This is a genomic window from Leptolyngbya cf. ectocarpi LEGE 11479, assembly GCF_015207065.1.
Taxonomy (GTDB): Bacteria; Cyanobacteriota; Cyanobacteriia; order Phormidesmidales; family Phormidesmidaceae; genus Leptothoe; species Leptothoe ectocarpi.
Window position 1 is genome coordinate 13,851 of the sequence record NZ_JADEXP010000025.1, and the last position, 20,042, is coordinate 33,892.

General features: G+C 47.6%; 16 protein-coding genes. 5 read left to right on the forward strand and 11 right to left on the reverse strand.

Features of this window, described 5'->3' with window-relative positions; all coding sequences use genetic code 11:
- Window positions 1-65: 65 nt before the first annotated feature.
- The 3 genes from IQ260_RS04985 to IQ260_RS04995 form a co-directional block, all read right to left on the reverse strand.
- Window positions 66-1,424, reverse strand: coding sequence for a methyl-accepting chemotaxis protein (locus tag IQ260_RS04985; protein WP_193991430.1), 1,359 nt, complete (start codon window positions 1,422-1,424; stop codon window positions 66-68).
- Between the two features lie 60 nt (window positions 1,425-1,484).
- On the reverse strand, window positions 1,485-2,645 hold the full coding sequence (locus IQ260_RS04990; protein ID WP_193991431.1) for a chemotaxis protein CheW: 1,161 nt from the start codon (window positions 2,643-2,645) through the stop codon (window positions 1,485-1,487).
- 113 nt (window positions 2,646-2,758) lie between these two features.
- Window positions 2,759-3,943 (reverse strand): response regulator, encoded by a 1,185-nt coding sequence (locus IQ260_RS04995; RefSeq protein ID WP_193991432.1) that lies wholly within the window; start codon window positions 3,941-3,943, stop codon window positions 2,759-2,761.
- Between the two features lie 380 nt (window positions 3,944-4,323).
- Here IQ260_RS04995 and IQ260_RS05000 point away from each other — a divergent pair, with 380 nt between their 5' ends.
- Together IQ260_RS05000 and IQ260_RS05005 are read left to right on the forward strand one after the other, a co-directional pair.
- Window positions 4,324-5,184 (forward strand): transglutaminase family protein, encoded by an 861-nt coding sequence (locus tag IQ260_RS05000; protein ID WP_228015566.1) that lies wholly within the window; start codon window positions 4,324-4,326, stop codon window positions 5,182-5,184.
- A 151-nt stretch (window positions 5,185-5,335) separates the two neighbouring features.
- Window positions 5,336-7,852, forward strand: coding sequence for a right-handed parallel beta-helix repeat-containing protein (locus IQ260_RS05005; protein ID WP_193991433.1), 2,517 nt, complete (start codon window positions 5,336-5,338; stop codon window positions 7,850-7,852).
- A gap of 23 nt (window positions 7,853-7,875) precedes the next feature.
- Here IQ260_RS05005 and IQ260_RS05010 read toward each other — a convergent pair whose 3' ends face one another.
- Together IQ260_RS05010 and IQ260_RS05015 are read right to left on the reverse strand one after the other, a co-directional pair.
- Complete coding sequence (locus IQ260_RS05010) at window positions 7,876-8,664, reverse strand: proteasome-type protease (protein WP_228015568.1); 789 nt, start codon at window positions 8,662-8,664, stop codon at window positions 7,876-7,878.
- 463 nt (window positions 8,665-9,127) lie between these two features.
- Window positions 9,128-10,204, reverse strand: a complete 1,077-nt coding sequence (locus IQ260_RS05015) for an aromatic ring-hydroxylating dioxygenase subunit alpha (protein WP_193991434.1) — start codon at window positions 10,202-10,204, stop codon at window positions 9,128-9,130.
- Between the two features lie 288 nt (window positions 10,205-10,492).
- Here IQ260_RS05015 and IQ260_RS05020 point away from each other — a divergent pair, with 288 nt between their 5' ends.
- From IQ260_RS05020 to IQ260_RS05030, 3 genes are all read left to right on the forward strand, one after another.
- Window positions 10,493-10,867 carry a hypothetical protein gene (locus IQ260_RS05020; protein ID WP_193991435.1) on the forward strand — a complete coding sequence of 125 codons (375 nt, stop codon included), beginning with the start codon at window positions 10,493-10,495 and terminating at the stop codon, window positions 10,865-10,867.
- A gap of 482 nt (window positions 10,868-11,349) precedes the next feature.
- Window positions 11,350-12,390, forward strand: a complete 1,041-nt coding sequence (locus IQ260_RS05025; RefSeq protein WP_193991437.1) for a hypothetical protein — start codon at window positions 11,350-11,352, stop codon at window positions 12,388-12,390.
- 383 nt (window positions 12,391-12,773) lie between these two features.
- Window positions 12,774-13,013, forward strand: coding sequence for a hypothetical protein (locus IQ260_RS05030; protein ID WP_193991439.1), 240 nt, complete (start codon window positions 12,774-12,776; stop codon window positions 13,011-13,013).
- 80 nt (window positions 13,014-13,093) lie between these two features.
- On the opposite strand, the gene IQ260_RS05035 is transcribed toward IQ260_RS05030, so the two are convergent.
- The 6 genes from IQ260_RS05035 to IQ260_RS05060 form a co-directional block, all read right to left on the reverse strand.
- Window positions 13,094-13,852, reverse strand: a complete 759-nt coding sequence (locus IQ260_RS05035) for a fatty acid desaturase (protein WP_322744898.1) — start codon at window positions 13,850-13,852, stop codon at window positions 13,094-13,096.
- 20 nt (window positions 13,853-13,872) lie between these two features.
- Complete coding sequence (locus tag IQ260_RS05040) at window positions 13,873-14,202, reverse strand: hypothetical protein (RefSeq protein ID WP_193991441.1); 330 nt, start codon at window positions 14,200-14,202, stop codon at window positions 13,873-13,875.
- 285 nt (window positions 14,203-14,487) lie between these two features.
- The gene (locus tag IQ260_RS05045; RefSeq protein WP_193991443.1) at window positions 14,488-15,444 is read right to left on the reverse strand and encodes an orange carotenoid-binding protein; all 957 of its coding nucleotides are present in this window, start codon (window positions 15,442-15,444) and stop codon (window positions 14,488-14,490) included.
- 729 nt (window positions 15,445-16,173) lie between these two features.
- Entirely contained in the window at window positions 16,174-16,386 is a 213-nt protein-coding gene (locus IQ260_RS05050) for a hypothetical protein (RefSeq protein ID WP_193991444.1), read from the reverse strand.
- Between the two features lie 99 nt (window positions 16,387-16,485).
- Complete coding sequence (locus IQ260_RS05055) at window positions 16,486-17,571, reverse strand: TIGR03032 family protein (protein ID WP_193991445.1); 1,086 nt, start codon at window positions 17,569-17,571, stop codon at window positions 16,486-16,488.
- 79 nt (window positions 17,572-17,650) lie between these two features.
- A partial coding sequence (locus IQ260_RS05060) for a right-handed parallel beta-helix repeat-containing protein (protein WP_228015570.1) occupies window positions 17,651-20,042 on the reverse strand: 2,392 nt, incomplete at its 5' end.

Below are 20,042 nucleotides of genomic sequence, written 5' to 3' on the forward strand. Positions count from 1 at the left end.
TAATGAGCTGTCAAATAGCAGTCGCTACAGATCGGTCCATTGCCTTAAATCAGCAATCGCATTAGTTAAACAGCAACCTGTAGTTCTTGGGCGATAGTTTTAAGTTCTTCAGTGGAAGACTGCACCTGATTTACAGTGGTCACGGTTTCTTTTGCACCCAGGTTGATAGCATTCATGGCGGAGACAGCTTGCTGTACGCCCACGGCCTGTTGTTTAGCACTTTGGGCAATCTGTTGAGAATTGGCATACACGTCGTTAATCGCAGTAGCGATGCGGTTAAATACGTCTGCGGTACCTTTAGCTACCTCAATGCCTGCTTTTGCAGTTTTGTTGCCTTCATCAGTCACCATGACCGTGCTGTTAATTGAGGTCTGAATTGCATCCACCAGCGTATTAATTTTGCCGGCTGAGTCCCGGCTTTGGTCAGCTAGTTTTCGAATTTCTCCGGCTACAACGGCAAAGCCCTTGCCTTGCTCCCCGGCTCGTGCAGCTTCTACGGCGGCATTGAGCGCCAGCATATTGGTTTGGTCAGCAACATCGGCTACCAGACTGGAAATGGTTGAAATCTGGTCGGTTTGTTCACTCAGCTGCATGATCTGATCTGCGATCGCACCCACCTTATCCCTCAGCTCCTCAATTCCCTGGACCGTATCTTGTACCGCCTGGCTGCCAGTTTCAGACAGGTCAAGCGCTTCGCGGGCACCTGTCGCTGACGAATTGGCTTTCTGCGCGGCCTGTAGTGACGATGCTCCTAATTCTTCAATGGTGGACGTGGTGATATTCACAGAGTTAGTTTGATCGGCCACCAGTCGCTCCTGCACTTCCACGGTGGCTGCAATTTCTGAAGAGCTGTCAGCCACCGTGGTGACAGACTGTTGGAGTACGTTAGTAGCCTGTTGAATAATCCAGAAAATAAATGCGAGCACCCCCAGGTTTAAGGCCATAATTACCCACTGTGTGACCTGATTTTGTCTAATGTGAGTAACCGCTATCGCCTCAGCAGCAAACACAGCTTCATTCGTCAGTTCAAAGTAGGCTTCACTATCCTCAATCAATTTAGACTGGAGATTAGGATTCTGACGATACTGGGCAATAGTGGTCTTGAGCTGTTGCCAAGCAACCTCTACGGCCTGAAGTTTTGCTAGATAGTTGGGATCGGTTGCCTTTGGCAGGTTTAATGCTTCATCCCCATTAATCAGTCCATCAATCAAGCGATCAAGATTTTGATTCAGTTCGTCATCAGGGCGTCCATTGGTTTCCAACTTCACCAGTCGTTGGGTCGCTCCTCGGACAATACCAGACTGGTTTACCACACTTCCGTCTAAGGCTCCTTTTTGGATATTAAATTCTTCTAAGACGGCAGTACCAATGGCAAAACAAGCAAGTCCGGCAATGGTTAATCGCAGTTGGGTGGTAATTTTCATACAATCATTCCTAGGATATTGTTTGGTACTATATGGTTAAAGACTCGTGGGGGTTATTGTTTAAGCAGCCTGGTCCACAATTAAGCCTCCGTGGGAAAGAATTTTGGATAGGTCCAGGATGCTCAATGTCTTTTGGTAATAGCGAGTCACACCTTGAAAAAAAGTCTGGCGGCGTCTGGCTGTGGGCATCGGGGAAATATCCGAGGATGGTAAATAGACCATATCTAAAACCTGATCAACCGCGATGCTCGCAACAATGTCATCGACGTCAATGACGACAGCTTTAGCGCTAGCATCTAGTGACTGTGGAAGGTTTAAGGCCGGGCGAATATCAACCAGGGTCATAACATCTCCCCGCAGATTCATATTGCCCATGACGTGGGGTGGGCAACAGGGGATTGGCCTAATGCGACGAATATTGATGAACTCTCTTACCTGCTGAAGATTGATACCAAAATAGTCTTCCCCCAGCTGAATCACAGCTAAGGGTATTAATTGGCTGATGTCAGACTCTTCTAAGGACTGTCTGAGGACAATAGCCCGCTGATAAAAAATCTGCCGGTCAGCAGGTGTGGCTTGAGGGCAATATAGCGAGAAAAAGTTAGTCAGAACCGATGTCTGCTGGGCTTCAAAAATCTGTTCATTGGGATAGGCTGTCACATCTTGTGACGCGATATCTTGATCAGCATGATTAAAATCACTGTGATTGTCTAGATAACTGTCTAGATAACTGTCAGGGGCATTGTCAAGGTTGTTAAGTTTAGCTTCCCAGGCCATAAGGGCAACCTTATCCGGCTGACGGATCAATGTTTCTGGATTTAACAACATGACCAGCCAGTCATCCATTTTGGCCACCCCAGCAGCAAAAGCGGTGTGGCCATAGTCTCTGCACTCATAGCTAGAGGCAGGCTCAATGCCAGCTATAGGAAGAGACTGAACATCGTGCACCCGATTGACCACCATCCCCACACGCAGACCCTGCCACTCGACAACGATAATGCTATCTGTCAGCTGACACGACAGATGATCTTGTCCCAGGCGTTTGGCCAAATGCATCACCGGTAAAATTTTGCCTCGCAGGTTGAGAATACCGATCATGTCGTCAGGGGTATCGGCAATAGGGGTCAGCTCGGGCAGCTGGAAAATCTCTCGAACGTGGGTGGTCTCAATACCATATTGGAGGTCATCAAGTTCAAAAATAAGATAGGCTAAGGTTTCCATGGTGACGGCGTGACAAGATAGGAAATTTAGGGATAAGGTTTTTACAAGAGCTAAAAATTATTGTACAGACGTTCCATGGAACGTCTGTACAATCCAAGAGATAAAGCTAACCCTTAGGACATAACGATATTAGGAACATATTTGTTGAGTACGCCCATCAGTTTTTGGCGATCAATGGGTTTAGTTAAATAGTGGGTTGAACCAGCCATTTGCCCTTTGATCTTGTTAAACATGCCATCTTTAGCGGTCAGCATAATAACGGGAAGATCGCGAAATTTATTAATATTGCGAATGGTACGGCAAAGCTCAAGGCCATCAATGTCTGGCATGGTTACATCCAACAGCAGCAGCTCAATGGTCTCTCGATTGAGGAGATTGAGGGCATCCATGGCGTTGTTGGCCAGCAGCAGATGGTAGTCCTCTCCAATGGCCCGCTTGATCATCGTTTGGACCACAGGGCTATCATCAACGCTGAGAATGGTGGGTAAATTGGAGCGGGAAGCTGGAGAAGAGACAGCCCGAGTAGCTGAGGTGGGTGCGATCGCACCTGTTGAAATATGCGCTATATACCGTTCATGTTTAAATGTGAGCCAGCCCATTTGGACAAAGTGGGCATAGTTATGAGCTAGCTCCAGGGGATCTCTACCCAGCTGATTGGCAATGTCACATAGGCTACGCTGACCATCCACCCACCGTTGAATATGTTGCTGCACCCACAGCTCGGTGATGGTCTGCTGGGTGGCCTCAATACAGCAGGGAATTGAATTTATTGAAGGAATAGCCGGTGACAAAGACGCCCAGATACGCTGACGCTGAACCAGATCTTGCTTAAGCTGCTCCCAGCTAAAACCATGACCATCTTCTCCATAGGCCAGATCTACAGAAATCGACGCATTTAATTTGATCGTGCCATCATAGGGCAAAATTTGCTCTAACGTTAAAATAATTTGATTACGAATAAAAGTTTCAACATCGTGCCAACTAAATAAATCTAGCCGCACATAAAGATCCAAATATTGGCGAATAGATGCCGGATTTGTAATCTTTTTGCTGGCTAACTGCAAGGCAGCATCCATCACCTGTAGCTTAAAATGCTGTCCCAGTTTTTGTGATAGCTCATGGGGATTGGGCAGAGAGACTCCACCATAGGTCAGTTCACCATTATGAAAAACTAAAACCTTCGAATGCTTCGGAATTGGAGCATTCGACAGGGTCTCCACATAGGCAACACCGCAAAAATTATGATGCTGTAAGTCTAAAATAGAACTGCCCAGTTGTTCGGCCTTAAACTGAAGCATTAAAACTCTCCCCTAAAGAACTCAGAAGACCATGCAGACGTTTTCCCAATAGTCAGTCAGCTGACATCTGTGGCAAACCAACAAAACGACCCCGTAAATCTTTATTCTTGTTATCTATTCGATATGGTTAAAGTGCCCAGTAAATTAAAAGACGAACATAAGCTGATTGATAAAATTCGAGACTTTTACCAGCTCAAACACGACAATTGAAAACAACGTTCCAGCCCTGAATTATCCCATGGTCAGACTAAAAAAACAGTCTGACCACAGATATTTTAGTAAAAGGAATAAACTTCTGTTCGAACTATTGCGATAGAAGCTCTCTACAATGAGTAAGGCCACTATCTGCCCCAACAGATTAACATTATCCCCCATACCCCATGGTGCGCTATCGGATTATCCACAACACTCGATATCAATATGCTCAGCCCGTTCAGCTAGGCACCCATATATTACGTCTGCAACCTCGGGTAGATGGTAGTCAGCGGCTACACTATTTCACCTGCGAGATTGCCCCCACTCCCCGCAAAACCACCCAATGGCTAGACTTAGAGGGGAATGTATGCTGTCAAGTGTGGTTCCCTGATGCCGAGGTTACCACCTTGACCATTGCTACCCAATGCGATGTGGAAACCCTGCGCTCCAATCCCTTCGACTATCTGACTGACGACTGGGCCATTACTGCTCCCCTGGACTATCCCCAATCAGTACAGCGGCTGGTAGCGCCTTACCTGGTGTCACCCTATGCTGAGAACCCTCTGGTGATTGACTGGGCACAGCAACAGCTCCACCAGGCTGATGGCAACGTAGGGTTATTTTTAACCGGTCTCACCCAGACAATCTATAAAACCTGCACCTATGAAACCCGCGATCATGGGGCACCGTGGCCTGCGGGAGTGGTGCTATCGGGACAACAAGGCACCTGTCGCGATTTTACAGTGTTGTTTATGGCCGCCTGTCGCGCTGTTGGATTAGCCGCTCGGTTTGTCAGCGGCTATCAGCGAGGCGATACTGAGCAGACGAATCATGACTTACATGCCTGGCCCGAGGTGTATATACCGGGCGGCGGCTGGCGGGGATTTGATCCCACCCTGGGATTAGCCGTTGCCGATGATCATATTGCCCTAGCTGCCGCAGCGGATCCGGCTCAGGCGGCAACAGTCATTGGCAAGCTCCAGAGGGGGCAGATTAGCCAGAGTACTCTAGAGGCCACTATTCAGTTGGCTGTGTGTTCTGAGTAAGCCCTGTTACCCGTTATAAACAAGCTATCTTGGTCAAAACTATCTGTAATTCACCATCACTATGAAGCTTGAGATAATTCAAAAGCAATTGTTCTAACTTGAGCCAGTAGTAGTTTAGATTCTGGAATAAATCTTATAAGTGTGTCCTGCTATGGCTTGGAATCAGCTTCAGAAAGTATCCCTATATAGTCTTTTCGCCTTACTACTATGCCCTGCCGTTGTTAATGCCCAGGCAATAAAGAGCGAGGAAATTTCTAACACATCAGCCGATACGATTTCCCCACGTCTGGGTGTGGACTTCAACACCCCCCGTAACGGCGATGACGAACGTAGCTTTGGTCGAGTCACGGGCTTTATTCCCCTCTGGCAGACACCGGGGAATAGCCTTACCTTTCTAGACACTGCCGTTCGTCTCAATAGCACTGGCGATCTGGGTGGGACGGTGACCCTGGGCCAGCGGTTTTTGAAAAATGGTCTGGTGCTGGGCGGTCACCTGTCCTATGATGTCCGCGATACGGGACGCAACACCTTTAATCAGCTGGGTCTGGGGGTGGAAGCATTTGGCGATAAGTGGGATGTGCATCTCAACGGCTACCTCCCTGTCGGAGATACCCAGCAATCGGCGGGTAGCAGCAGCAGCAGTAGCGGTAGCGTGAGCGGCACTCAGTTTCAGGGCAATCAGCTGGTATTTATCACGACGGGTGGTTCAGAATTTTTAGAAAGTGCCTGGGGTGGCGTTGATTTAGATGCGGGTATACAGCTGGCTGACTGGGCCGACTGGGGCCAGCTCTGGGGCTATGGCGGTGTCTACTACCATGGCGATGCCATCGGCGGGCGGCTGCGGGTAGACCATCGAGTCCAAGACTGGATGCGTGTGGGTCTGGGGGTACAAAGCGACGATAACTTTGGGACTCGCGGTTTCTTTTCGTTGGGATTTAGCTGGGGTGGAAGTTCTGGCAGTGGCTCTAATGGTGAGTTGGGTGGTGAATCAGTTAGTGAATCAGTTCTTTGGGCAAGGGCGGCTGAAAGCGTTACTCGTAATAGCTCAATTGTTGTTAAAGAAAGCGAAGTAGTAATGGTGGGTGGCATCGAAGTTGCCATTAACCCAGTAACTGGGCAAGCCTATAGCTTTCAGCATGTGACTCCGGATGCTACAGCTACAGCAGGAGACGGCAGTATTGAAAATCCTTACGCTAATGTCACTCTGGTTAATGCCCAGGCGGGAGATGTGGTCTATGTGGCGACGGGGGACAGTCGGACCAATCCGCTGGCACCGTTTACCGTACCGACAGGAGTAACAATCCTATCAACAGCGCTGGCAGAGAGTATCACGACTCAAGTTGGAGATATTGCTCTCCCCGGATCGGGCACGGGTATTTTACCCTTAGTTGATGCTACCGGCATTGATAGTGGCATTACGCTAACAGGCGCTGGCAGCCGAATTTCGGGGTTTGAGGTCTTTGGTTCTAACCAAAGTGGCATCATTGCATCCAATGCGCCCAATGCGATTATTGAAAACAACATTAGTCGTGATCATACTCTGGCTGCCATTGCTGTTAGGGATGCCTCGACGGGGACAATTGTACGAAATAATCAGCTAGATGCTAACGGTGCTGGTATCGGCATTGCAACCTCAGCAGATGTATTGGTACAAAATAATCAGATTACCAACAGTTTGGGGCTAGGCATTGGGTATGTGGATACGACCGGCGGCATTGTTGAAAACAACACGGTTAGTAACAGCTCTGGTGGCGCAATTGGCATCCTGACGGCTGACGGGATCACCATTCGAAACAACCAGGTGACTAATATCAATACGGACATAGGCACCCTAGGGTCTCCAGCGGCTATCCTGGCGGGTAATGTCAGCGGTGAGTTTAACATTAGTAACAACACGGTAACTGGAACTACGGGGTCTCAGCTGTTTAATGGCCAGGGTATTTTTATTGCCAACAATACTGGGAATATGGCCCTCACCCTTGCTAACAACACTATCAGCAATAATCAAGGTGACGGGGTTAGCGTCTTTTTGGGTGGTGATGCTACAGCTACGCTCAACATCACCAATAATATGATTGAGAATAACGGTGCTGACACGCCCAGCCTCAGGGGAGATGGGATCAAGATTGCAGTTGAAGAGAATGGGGAGATTACTCAGCTTGCGATCGCAAACAATACCCTCAACGGCAACGTTGACGACGGCCTAGATATCAGTTTGGGACTCTTTCAGAATTTTCCTATTCCAGTTATTCCAATCGCAATTCCTGGTATTGGCACCACCATCGGGGCTAGTAGCGCCCAGGTAAGCAACGCTACCATCAGCGGTAACACCATTACCAATAATCAAAATGGCCAGGGCATTGTTCTGCGCAGCGTTGGTGATGATAGCAGTTTGGTTATATCAGTAGAAGGAAACACATTGACCGGCAACGGCTCCACCGGCGTTAGCGCTCAATCATTTGATGCCAATAGTGATAGTTCCACTGATTTGTGTCTAGCCCTCAACAACAATGATAGCGACAATGGCTATCAGCTCACTGAAGCGCCCCTCAGCACTTTTACCGTGGTCAATCGGGACGCAGTGGATGGAGCCAATGCTGGCACCGTGACCCTTCTGCCGCTACCGGCGAGCTTTGACACAGCTGCAGATATCGATAGCTGCCCGTAGGTAGGATCCTGACTTTTCCCCACCTACTCTAGGGAAAAGTCGGGCTCAGCATCAATGGACACCCGATTCCATTCGGGGGTGGGCATATTGTTGGTGGCTTCCCGCAAAGCACCTTCCCAGTACTTACGAATCTTGGCTAGATAGGGATCGCTGGACTGTAGCTGTACCCGATGGCGAATTTCAAAGCTATCGGCTTCGTATAGAACCATGTTGATGGGGGGACCGACGGAAATATTGGAGCGCATGGTGGAGTCGATGGAGAGTAGGGCGCATTTTGCGATCGCATCCAACGACGACTCATGGGTCAGGGTACGATCCAAAATCGGCTTGCCATATTTGGTCTCCCCGATTTGTAAAAACGGCGTTTCCGGCGTCGCCCGAATACAGTTGCCCTGACTATAAATTAGGTAAACCTCCGGGGACTCCCCTGGCAGCTGTCCCCCCACCAAAAAATTGCACTGAAACTCAATCCCATCTTGATCCAACCAGTTACGATCTTCGTCGTGAATCTTACGAATTTCATAGCCGATATAGCGAGCAATCTCGTACATAGTCGGCATCGTATGCAGCGAATCCTTAGCCCCCGTTTTAATATCCTGACCCAGCTGTTGTACCACCGCCTGAGTCACCGAAAGATTGCCCGAGACACAGGCCACAATCACCCGCTCCCCAGGAATCGAAAAGTCAAACAGCTTCTGATAGGACGAAATATAATCCACCCCTGCATTGGTGCGAGAATCAGCTGCCAGCACCAAACCTTCTTTGACTGATATTCCTAAACAATAGGTCACTAATTCAGACTCCTCTTTCATCTAGCAACTGTCCCCATATAGCTAGGGCGGATCAATTCACCCACCCCCACCCAATGCGGCCTGGGCCACATTGTCAAGATCTCATGACTATAGTAAGAGCTATTAGCCCACCTAGATCGCCCTCGGGGTGACCGATTACAAGAACATTTGTGGCGTTACTGATCCTCAGTATGGATCAGCACCGCGATAGTTATTAACGGCATGTACAACTTTAGGGTGGTCATCCCCCTTGAAAAGGACTGCCGTGTATACACAAGTCGGAGAGTAAGCTCAAAGCTTCGAGCCCTCATCCCCCAACCCCTTCTCCCTGGGGGAGCTAGACTCAACGTCCTTCTCCCCCAGGGAGAAGGATTTAGGATGAGGGGTAATGCAGGAGTTAGAGCCACTTTCCATTCCAATCCCCTAGATGTATATGCACCGTAGCCTTGAAAAGGGGGAGCTAGAAAAATCGCACATCACATTATTAGCCGATCGACTGCTGATGGATTAGCTGCTGCACCTTACTAATTGTCTGGTTAAATTCTGGACCTTTACGCTGGGGCATCGCTTCAAAAGCCCGTTGCTCATCTTCCATCATGATTACATCCTGGTCTACTAAGCCCGCTAGCAATCCCCGCGCCGCATTAAATAAACGGTTCTTAATAAAGCGACGGAACCGGACAGGCAACTTGTGTAATCGATGAAACGCCCCTAAGGATACAAAATGCACGAGATAGGCCCTGGTGCGAGTGGCACTGACAGGGCAAAATAAACAGTAAATCTTAAAATCACGCCCCAGCACGGACTGCCAATGGGGATAGACATAGCTAACATCCAGGTTGGTCGGTCGCAGCTGACGCATGGCGGGAATAAACAGCTGCCCCACTGAGTAAATCTTGTCAATTTTGTAATAGCTCTCGGCATCATAGTGGGCATCTACCCGAGCGGATGTCGTGTCAAGGTGGCGCAGCACTGGATTCGCCCAAGCCTGCAGGTCATCGTGCAGGCGTCCGTGGTACATGTCCATCAGATTTTCGATTAAAAATGAGAAGTGGGCCTGGGTATCGATCACCGTGTAGGAGGCAATATAGTTAAGATGATCCCATTCCGGTAACCCTAGTAAGGGGACGCTGTCCGCCTGATTCGGGTCGCCTGGAAACAGCCAGATAAAGCCATCCTGTTCTCGCACCGGATAGGTACGCAGACGACAGTTAGGTAATTTCTGTTTTTTGCTGAGGTAGGGGACATCGACACAGGCCCCGGCCCCGTTAAACTGCCAGCCGTGGTAGATGCATTCCAGCTGATCCCCCTGGACTTGACCATGGCTGAGACGCACCTGCCGATGGGGACAGCGATTTTCAAGGGCATGGACAGCAGAGTGGCTGTCGCGATATAGCACAATTTGCTGCTGCCACAGCACTACCGCCAAGGGTTGATGGCCTAGTTCGCTGCTTTGGGCAACCACATACCAATGGTTCGGGTTAATTGGGGCGTGGCGCACCGCTTCAAGCGGAGTTGCTGATGTTTGTACAGGGGATGCAATGGAAGTGGGCTGAACCATTGGACTATCTGTAGAACGCATAGGGAAATCGGCCATTAGATTACACCCTAACGCACTGACACTGAGCCCAATGCTCAAATTAATCGGATCCCTATTTACCGAGGACCATCAGCCGTATTGGTTGCCCTGGCATGCCCATCTTGTTGAGTGGGGATAAATGGCTATCAGGATAGAGCCCAATGTCTATTAATATCTTTATTTTACTCAAAGTAATTAGGGCAAAAGCTTCTTAAATATCCTAACAAAAGCTGCATAAAATAAGCAGGTATCACGTACCTTCAGATTATTATGACTGATATTAGACAATCTCTCCAAGCTGCATTGGACATTGATGGAACGATTGGTGTTGCTTTGGGTGATTGGAATACGGGATTTTCGCTTGGTCAGGCTTCAACTAGTAATGTCTTCCCAGAATCAAAGTTGGAAACTGCGATCGCACTAAATTCAGAAGTTATCAAAGCAAAAAATAGGGCACGGGAAGGCCTGGCGCTCTCTGCTGAGATTGAGGATATTCTCATTACCCTAAAAGATCAGTACCACCTAATTCGAATTGCCGAAACCACTCCAGGTGTCTTCTTCTATCTTGTTATGGATAGAGCCAAGGCAAATTTAGGTCTTGCCCGGATTAAACTACGGTCTATCGAAAAGGACCTACAAATATAGAACCTGGCCAATTTAGCTACAGACTGCTGTAGTTAGCTTCTATAAAAAACTATTTTCCTATGGCTATATAGTAAGTAGGTCATCCCAATTAACTATTAGACATTGAGGCCCCGTCTGGCTGAACTCATGTCGAAGCTTTCCGGCCCCCCATATTAGGGGAACTAGACTCAAAGCCCTCATTACTGGGGGGCTGGGAGCAAACACAAAGAAGTTAAAAGCTTAATTTTTATCTTACAAAAACTTGAGTTCGTCTACTTAAGACTTGTCAAGAGTTAAGCTAATTTTCAGCCAAAATTGCTAACATCCATATGCAAAGCTAACACCATGCTCTCTAACATTGTTTTCAGGTTAGAACATGCTGTTAGCTTTGCATTTTTTGTTGATATCAACAATCAAGCCATGCAGATAGAATGATTCATTACACTAAAAATTATTTAAACAATTCAAATATTCATTTACTAAGAATTTGGCTCGTACGCTATTTGCCAAATCTTGCGCTCCTCCCCAAGCCCCTACGCGGTCATTTAGAATCACGTATTAATACGATTAAATCAGTAGACGCTCGAAAAAGCACCCAGGTAAAAGTCTTAGAAAAGCTGCAGGTAGACTGTGATGCTGCTGTCTTAGAAGCCCAAGAAATGATAGTAGAGACTGAGGTGCCAGCAGATGTTTCTGAGGCTGAGAAGACAGCTAGTCAGGTAGTTGCCATCTACCAGTACCTGATGAATGCTTATGTAGACAATTTTATATTTTTACCCATATTAGACTACCTGCATACTATTGAAACAGACAAAAGTAAGCAGGCCGCTAGCCTCAAGATTCTACCCAAATTTAATCACCTGATGAATGGATTAGAGCCTCTGATCCAGGGTCTGCGTGTTGTTCTAACAGAGTCTAAAAACCCGCGAGCCATTGGTTATCTAACCACTCAGCTCCATCTCTCTCGTCAGAAGATTTTAAGTCGCCTAGATGCTTACGAGCGCCTCTGGCTGACGCCTTACATACAGTTAACAGAAGAACTCATCTGTATGCCCTGGCCACGGGTGTGTGCCGCCACCAACCATTATTCACCTCAAGCTAAAACAGTAACAACGATCATCACTAAAGTACTTCCCAGGACTGAACTCATTGCAGCAAATGTCTATAAGAAAATGCAGCAAGCCTATCCAAACCATGTCAGTCGTCGGGGACGCATTCAATCAAGCGGTGTTGAAGCTTCTAGCCTGCGAGATTTAAACATGTTTCAAACTTATATCTGGCTAGCACTGTTAGAAGATGATGTGTCCGTAATCAAGCACGAGCTACTGCCCCTATGTTTGATTGTCTTTCCTTGCTCACAGGTGGACTGGAGGTTGGTTCAAAAAAGCCTGCAATGGCTAGGAGAGGAAATATCCACACACCTTGACGAGAAAGAGGCACAAATATTTTCTAGCTACTTCCGGCCAATACAGGTGATATTTGCCCGAAACGTTAATCCGGAGCAGATTGATGTCTATGCACTAAAGCAAGAATTGATTGCTTAAGATCGAGGAGTACCCCAACTTCATATCCCGAGCTAGTACGTACAAGACATAACAAGAAAAATTGATGTATCCAATTGCTACAGTCAGATCTTGCTTTCTGAGCAAAAAGTCTCTACCCTTATGCAATGGTTGCGGCTCAGCCGCTGCCAGACAACAGAACTAAATAGCCCGGCGTCGTCGGCAGGTGATTGGACCCACCTAACCGACGACTTACCCCCAAACTGAACTGGCAGTCTGAGGGCTAGGACGATTATGCCCTAGCACCCACGATTTGCACTACATTTTGTGGGTTTGCTAGGGCTTTTTTAGTTCTGGTTTCCTGCCCCATGGCCTAGTCCGTGGGGCACCTGTCCCATTACATACAAAACAGAGAAACCAGAACCATGTTTCAAGATCCAACCCAGGGCGCAGACGCGTTCACCCATCAGCCTGACCTGCTGCCAGACTACAATTTCGAACACGGTCGCCATATCGTGCTTGGCACCCTCGGCTATGTCCAGACCACGATCAAACAGCTGCACAAACTCAACTACGCCGAAGCCAACGACTGGAGCCGTCCACTACCGACCGGACGACCCAATGAAGTGATGGCAATTTTGACGAATAAGGTACAAGTCGACTAGGGCTGTGTGCGATCGCACTCGTCTGAGACTTTCTTAGGATGGGTGCGATCGCGCCGAGGTTCGACAATTCTAGGGAGATGTTAATGCTGCGCCTCATGCAAAGCAGGCAATCCCCACCAGGGAATATCAGGGTGCTCATGATGTTCCTGATGGTAGCCAAAGTGATAGCAGGCTAGCAATGACAGAAACCATGGGAGAGGAAAGCTTCTGGCGCACTGATGATAGTCAGTTGTAATATTTTGATGGGGCCAGTATGTCCCGAAATAAAATAATTGCAGTGAACTTAATAAAAGTGGGATAGCCCAAAATAAGACCAGATTGACTGGCGACAGTTGGAATATAAAACTGACAATACCAACAGCACTCGCTAACTGAATAAACTGTTTCCACCCCCAGTATTGCCTCATAAAATGCAAGTACCAGGTCAAAAAGCTCGCCTGTTTCAGACCACAAAAGTCAGGATCTTTTGCACTCATGGGATAGCGATGATGTAACCAATGCTTTGTAACCAGCGTTTTGTATGGTAGAGAAGCATACGAAAACGCACAGAGAGCCCCGATTGCAGCATTAACCGATCGATTCGCGGGGTAGACCAACCCATGGATGGCGTCATGGGCGGTAATAAATAAGCCCGTGTTCAGAAACGTCTGAAGTAAAATAGCCCCCAAAATTACAGCTGGATGAACAGCTGTAGAGAGGTCAATGGATAAAAGCAATTCCAAATGGCAAAGCCATGCTGCCATAATGACCAGAGCAATCAAAAGCCCTCTACATTCAGAGAGGGCGAGTCGCTTTGGAGATTGCCTAAAACATAATCCAGGCGTATTCGCTTGGCTCACTGGCAACAATCCTCAGATACCTACATGCGGGTGAGCAGACTGATTTTAGCCTGTTTGTCTGCTTCTAACTCCGCGAGATCAGAAAGGGCTAATAACCCGTCCTTAACCAGCCTGGATAAGGTGTACATCAGAAAGGGTTCCCTGTCATCATACTTGCCATCGATTTCGTGTCTCTTGGCACTTAAGAAGTCATGCAGTTGCCAGACATCTTCAGTTAGTGAGATTAAATTAGCTTTCTCTCGAACACCTTCAATCAGAGCCTTAACCTCTTGATCGTAAGCTTTTTTGAGTGCTATCTCAGCAACCTTTTTCTCGTTGTCACTCCAATGAATTTCTGCCTGCTGCATCATCTTGCTTAATATCTATGTCCTTGATTTGAAATTTATATGCCCGTACATCATCATAACGAAAAGCACTGTTGAGGGTAGTCGTAAACTCTAAAACCACTAAGGAATGAGGATTTAATCACGCCCTAATTTTTGTCGTACCGGTTGCCATGGCGACCTCTGCAGACGCAATTTTGCGAAAACAGCTGCCATGAGCATTGAACAGACGACAAACATCCCCTTGAGATCATTCCTAGAATGGACACCCCAAGGGGATAACTCACAATGTTTGAAAATCTATCGTCTTAATTAACGAACCAGATTCAACAATTCTTTGGGTGACGCTAACAGGTCGATAGCGACGAAAAATATCTTGTTGTCAGGGCTCAGTAAAAATCGCCAGGCAATGTTCATGCCAATACCTGCTCCAAACCAGGGTGTCTGGCAGGTGCCGGTAACCTTGATCTGAGTGTAGCCATCGACTGCATCTTCGGAAACCCCGCGCTCAGGGATGAGATTAAGATTCTGACACTCTTCTCTAAAAAATCGGAGTACGGCTTCTTTACCTACGATGGGCTTCCGAAAAGGAGGCTGTAGGGCACCGTCAGGGGTAAACAGTTCAATGAGCGCATCGAAGTCATTTGCATTCAGATTGTTCATGTAGCTCAGAACTGTCTCATTGGTAATGCCCTCAATGGAAACTTGAGTGCGCTGGTCCATCGATTTGGGGGGCACTACGGGTTGTGAGACACGGTTGCTGCCAAAATCTCCCGTATCAAAGCCCATATCTACAACAGAATTACGAAGGACCGTGATCTGTTGACCTGACTCCAACTCTCTGATTGACTGTAAAACGGCAGCAGCATTAGCTGAAAGCTTATAGCCTTTTGGAATAGGAGCCACATAGCCTTGCTCCATCCATTCTCCAAGCTGGTACCAAAAACCCAACTTAATATTTGGCGTCCACGTCGCATAGGTACGGGAAATCTCAGTATCAGACCGGTTAGCCAAATCACACATGACTTGAGTCTGTTCTGCAGGCGTCATCTGCTTAATTTTATTCATCGTGATTTCGGCAAACTGCATATTGGCAGCTCCCAGGGCGGCAACCGTAATCGTAGAGCCCATTTCAAGATAGGCAAACCAGATGAGGGCCAACTGGTCTTCAGCACTGAGCTGATTAAATCTGGCAATAGTCGCTGGAACGGCATCAGCGGCTAGCGTGTTGGGAAAAATGTTGCGAGCAGAATTAATGGTATATGCCATGTTGTAGCGATGTCTCCAGTGCAAAAAACAGAATGCTGAATAGCAGGCTGAACGGGCAGACCCTTTGAATTTAGGTCTGCTTAGCTATTAGTCAGAGAGAGATTTCAGAACAGGCATTGCTAACAAAGCTATCCATGAGGCATGGTGACTTTGTTACATAGACAGTCTAAAATCTTTGCAACCAGTTCTATTTAAAACAAATTCGCTCAACGAATCTACAGAGTAAAATCTTGGCTTTACTGATCCTTGGGATGACGCTAGCAGTGAGAAACTGCTAAATAGCAGCAACTACAGATCGGCCCATACCTTAAATCAGCAATCGCAAAATCTCTATACTTTGTCGAACCTACTACGGTTGTCGCAATGCATTTATTAGCCCCTAACAAATGGGCTTTAAGTGCGCTCTCATTAACGTAACCTTACTAACAACAGCAATAAATGGGTAGACGTAATCAGATGAATTACGCTTACTCACACAGTATAACTTATTTTGTTAACAAAATGAAACATAAATTTACATTTACTTAACCTGAGCTGCAATCGGGGTAGGTTTTGTTGGGTTCTTCCCCTCTGCTTGATTGAGTTTGCTCAGTTTTTTGCGTTGCTGATTTAGGAGATGGACCGATCTGGTAATGATGCAATTTATCAGCACTCTTCAGTTGAAATCATCCCGGGGATCAGCAACGCCCGATTTTTTACTGGCTCAAGAAACCTGCTATGAAGGGCTGATTAAGCCGCAGACTCGCTAGAGGTGTCGGTATCAGCTGGGATTTGGCCTTCTAGTTCGCCGATGGCCGCATTGATGGCGGCTAGATGTACCTGCATGCGATCGCGGGTGGTTTTTAGCCAGTGCAGTCTCATCTTTTGGCAGTTGGCATAGAAGGTTTCATAATCGTTGCTGCAACTACCTGACTTGGAGGAATTACAAAAGGGAAAAAACATGATGGCAGGTCACTATAGAAACGTATAGTTACAGGCTAACAACTTTCGAAAAAAGGTGCAGACATACGTTTGCGCTCTGTGCATCAACCATAGCTAGGGTTACAGGGTGTTCGACATGGTATCGAAGGTGAGCAACCGACTGATTTCATCGCTCTGAAACCCTAAGGACATGGGGCGTTTTACCCCAGGCAACACTTGCACATCATAGAGTTCCGAGATGTGGCCTTCTAGTCGGAGCCAATGTGCGATCGCACCCGTATTTAGATCAATAATCATCAAACCGCAGCGTGACTCTACCTCTTTTTCCCGCAACAGCTCATCCAGCATCAGCCCAGAGAAGGCTCCATCACCAGCCCGCACTTTAGACAGCCCCACAATGGCAAAGTGCTGCCAAAACGCTAAGCCGCGCAAATAGCCAGGGCAAAACGTCACCGGTTCAAACTGCCCAGTTGCCAGGTCAATGTAGCCAAACTCGCCCGTACCCGAATTTAGCAACCACAGCTTGCCTTGATAAAACCGAGGCGAATGGGGCATCGATAAACCTGTGGCCACAATCTCGTTGGTAGCCAGATCGATGACACAGCCACTGGTACGGCGCTTGTCTCGCCAGCTATCGACCAGATCAACGGGGCTAACCACCGTCACATAGCCAGGGCGGCCTGCCACCATCGCCAACCCATTTAAATGACAACGATCTTCATTGACCAACTTAGAAATAAATGGAGGTTGCCAGAGCGGGGTACAGCTATGTTTTTGACTGACCGTCGCTAAGCTGTTTAACAGGGTACACACCATCAAAATGCGCCCCGTCTCATCCAGGGTGACATCATGAATATCAAGATCGCCTGTGGTGTAGCCCACCCGAGGAACGTAGCACTTATCGCAGTCACGATACTGTTGCCCCGGCTTCAATACATTGTTGAGCTGCCACAGTTGAAACTTAGTACTCAAGTAAAGCCGCTCAGCATCCGGGGTGGCATACAGCCCCATAGCTCGCCCAAACAGTCGCATACTGGCCGACAGCTTATTTTGCTGATTCATGCCGATCAGCAGCAGCAATTGACTTTGGTAGGTGGTGAATGCCAAGCTCAGACCCTCATCCCTGAGCCAGCTCGGAAACTGACGGGAGGCAGAGATGCCTAAATTAAGAGTGTTGCCAGCGGCAGGGGACGTTGATTGAACCATGACATCAACCGCAGTTTGAGCTTAAAGTGATCATAGAAAATACAGCACAATGCAGATGATAGCAATGACCGACGCACCCTTAAGGGCAAACAATGGCGTTGGTAAAATCACCGCTGCCTGCGGGGTCAGCCGGATCAAAGGTGCCTGTGTTGTTAGTGGTAACGTTAGCCAAGTCAACAATCTCAAACTGGGCTGCATTGCCTGTATCGTTATTTAACACAAAGCCCGTATTGCCTGGGTTGTTTGACACGTTATCTGATAGCGTCAAACAAATCTCCGCATCCTCGCCTAAATAGATATATACGCCTGGGCCAAGATTGTCATTGATGTCGTTGCTATCTAAAGTGAGTGACACTACAGCATCATCATAAATTTCAAAAGAGATGCCACCTGATCCGTTATTTTCGACAATATTGTTAGAGACGTTAGCAGTGACAGCTGCATAGTCGTAAATTTCGACGTAAATTCCAAAGTCTGCATTATCTGAAATTGTGTTGTCGCTAATAGTGACATCAACTACAGTATTATCTTCAATCTCCTCAAGATAAATGCCGTGGCCGTTATTGCCTGTAATAGTGTTGCCCGTAATCGTAACGTCAACTTCCGCATAGTCATTGATCCGGCCAAGCGCAACGCCCGCGTCATCGTTATCTTGAATGACGTTGTCACTGATAACAATATCTACAATCGCATATTCGCCAATTTCTTCAATGTAAAAGGCAGAATTGCCGTTGCCGCTAATGGTGTTGCCAGTTAAGCTAATCGTAGTGTCAGTATAAATGCCTTCTTCAATAACAACTCCGTAGTCGCCATTATTGTTGATTGTGTTGTCGCTGATAGCTAAATTGACAATAGCATCGTCATCGAAATCGTCAAAGTAGATACCATTATCATCATTATTGCTAATGCTATTTGCAGAGATAATGATATCAACTTCGGCATTATCTTCAATGCTCTGAAAACGAACGCCATCGTCATTGTTATTGTCGATAGTGTTATCGCTAATGGTAATATCAACGACGGCATCATCACTAAAATCATTGAAGTAGATACCGTTGGAAGCATTGTTATCAATGGAGTTGCCAGCAATATTGACATTAACCATTGCATCGTTATAGATCTCATCAAAGAAGATGCCGTCATCGTTGTTGCCATCAATCAAGTTATCATTGATGGCTATATCAACAACGGCATTCTCACGGATGTCACCAAAATAAATCCCCCGTCCATCATTATTATTAATACTGTTGTCGCTAATCATGACATCGACAACAGCATCACCATAAATCTCATCAACATAGATACCAGAGCTGTCATTGCCACTAATGTCGTTATTCTGAATGGATAGACTGACATCGGCAGTGCCGTAAAGCTCGTCGATATCAATACCGTTGTTACCATTATCCGTAATAATGTTATCGCTAATAGTGAGATCAACAACGGCATCGCTGCCAATATTATCAATGTCGATGCCATCATCGGCAGCATTGGTGATTTGATTGCGGGTGATGGTGAACTGCAAATCTTCAGTCAGGTCTCCAATATCAATGCCATTGTCGGCGGTGCTGGTGATCAGGTTGTCAGTAATCACAACGGTTCCGGCCAGACCATCCAGACCCACAATGGCAGAATCTGTCACCCCTGTAATATCAAATCCAGAAATGACCGTATCATTCCCCAACGTTACCGTGTCACCGATCGTCGGGAAATTGCCACTGCCAGACCCTGGCAGTGCGATCGCACCAAACTGAGTCTCCACCACCTGCTCAGGCCCCACCGAGAGCACCTGCACCCCGTCCGGGATAGTAAAACTGCCCCCTGCATCGCCCGCCTGCACGTAAATAATATCGTCCGCATTGGCAATCCCCACCGTATTGGCAATCGTATCGCGGGGTGCTTCAAAGGTACCCCCGGCACCCGCCGCACCGCTAGCAGGGTCCACATGACGAAAGATGAAATCTTGCCCCGTCGCTGGGTTGATCGCGATCAACGTCTCCAGACTATTATCAATCTGCTCTTCTACTAGGATGGTATTGGTTCGAGCAAGCGGCTCACCCGCCCTTGACCACAGACGGGCTAGCTGGCCCGCCGATTCAGCATCAGGCCGCCGGGCAGAGGCTCCTGGGCCAAAGAAAAAATTTGCTGAGAGAATAACGTTAGTGCCAAACACCTCATCATGCTGTGCCCCTAGACCAAAGCGCAGATCCTCACGGGGTCGATAGTCTAGAGATGCCCTCACCCCCAAGCTATCATCCTCGACCTGGCCACCCAGGTAGTAGAGACCACCGCGCCCCCACAGGGCACCCGATCCACAGCAATCAAAAATTTGCACTCCACCATCCAGCGAAACCGTCGTAATGGCTGCCTCAGACAGCTCGGTGATGGCTTGATCGACGACCAGATTTGTACCCGCAAATCGAGGGTTGCCCAATTGAGAACTCGACGACACAAATTGCTGGGTATACCCTACC

Coding starts and splice junctions, on each gene's coding strand:
- IQ260_RS04985 (WP_193991430.1), bottom strand. CDS start 1,424: ATGAAAATTACCACCCAACTGCGATTAACCATTGCCGGACTTGCTTGT.
- IQ260_RS04990 (WP_193991431.1), bottom strand. CDS start 2,645: ATGGAAACCTTAGCCTATCTTATTTTTGAACTTGATGACCTCCAATAT.
- IQ260_RS04995 (WP_193991432.1), bottom strand. CDS start 3,943: ATGCTTCAGTTTAAGGCCGAACAACTGGGCAGTTCTATTTTAGACTTA.
- IQ260_RS05000 (WP_228015566.1), top strand. CDS start 4,324: ATGGTGCGCTATCGGATTATCCACAACACTCGATATCAATATGCTCAG.
- IQ260_RS05005 (WP_193991433.1), top strand. CDS start 5,336: ATGGCTTGGAATCAGCTTCAGAAAGTATCCCTATATAGTCTTTTCGCC.
- IQ260_RS05010 (WP_228015568.1), bottom strand. CDS start 8,664: ATGAAAGAGGAGTCTGAATTAGTGACCTATTGTTTAGGAATATCAGTC.
- IQ260_RS05015 (WP_193991434.1), bottom strand. CDS start 10,204: ATGGTTCAGCCCACTTCCATTGCATCCCCTGTACAAACATCAGCAACT.
- IQ260_RS05020 (WP_193991435.1), top strand. CDS start 10,493: ATGACTGATATTAGACAATCTCTCCAAGCTGCATTGGACATTGATGGA.
- IQ260_RS05030 (WP_193991439.1), top strand. CDS start 12,774: ATGTTTCAAGATCCAACCCAGGGCGCAGACGCGTTCACCCATCAGCCT.
- IQ260_RS05040 (WP_193991441.1), bottom strand. CDS start 14,202: ATGATGCAGCAGGCAGAAATTCATTGGAGTGACAACGAGAAAAAGGTT.
- IQ260_RS05045 (WP_193991443.1), bottom strand. CDS start 15,444: ATGGCATATACCATTAATTCTGCTCGCAACATTTTTCCCAACACGCTA.
- IQ260_RS05050 (WP_193991444.1), bottom strand. CDS start 16,386: ATGTTTTTTCCCTTTTGTAATTCCTCCAAGTCAGGTAGTTGCAGCAAC.
- IQ260_RS05055 (WP_193991445.1), bottom strand. CDS start 17,571: ATGGTTCAATCAACGTCCCCTGCCGCTGGCAACACTCTTAATTTAGGC.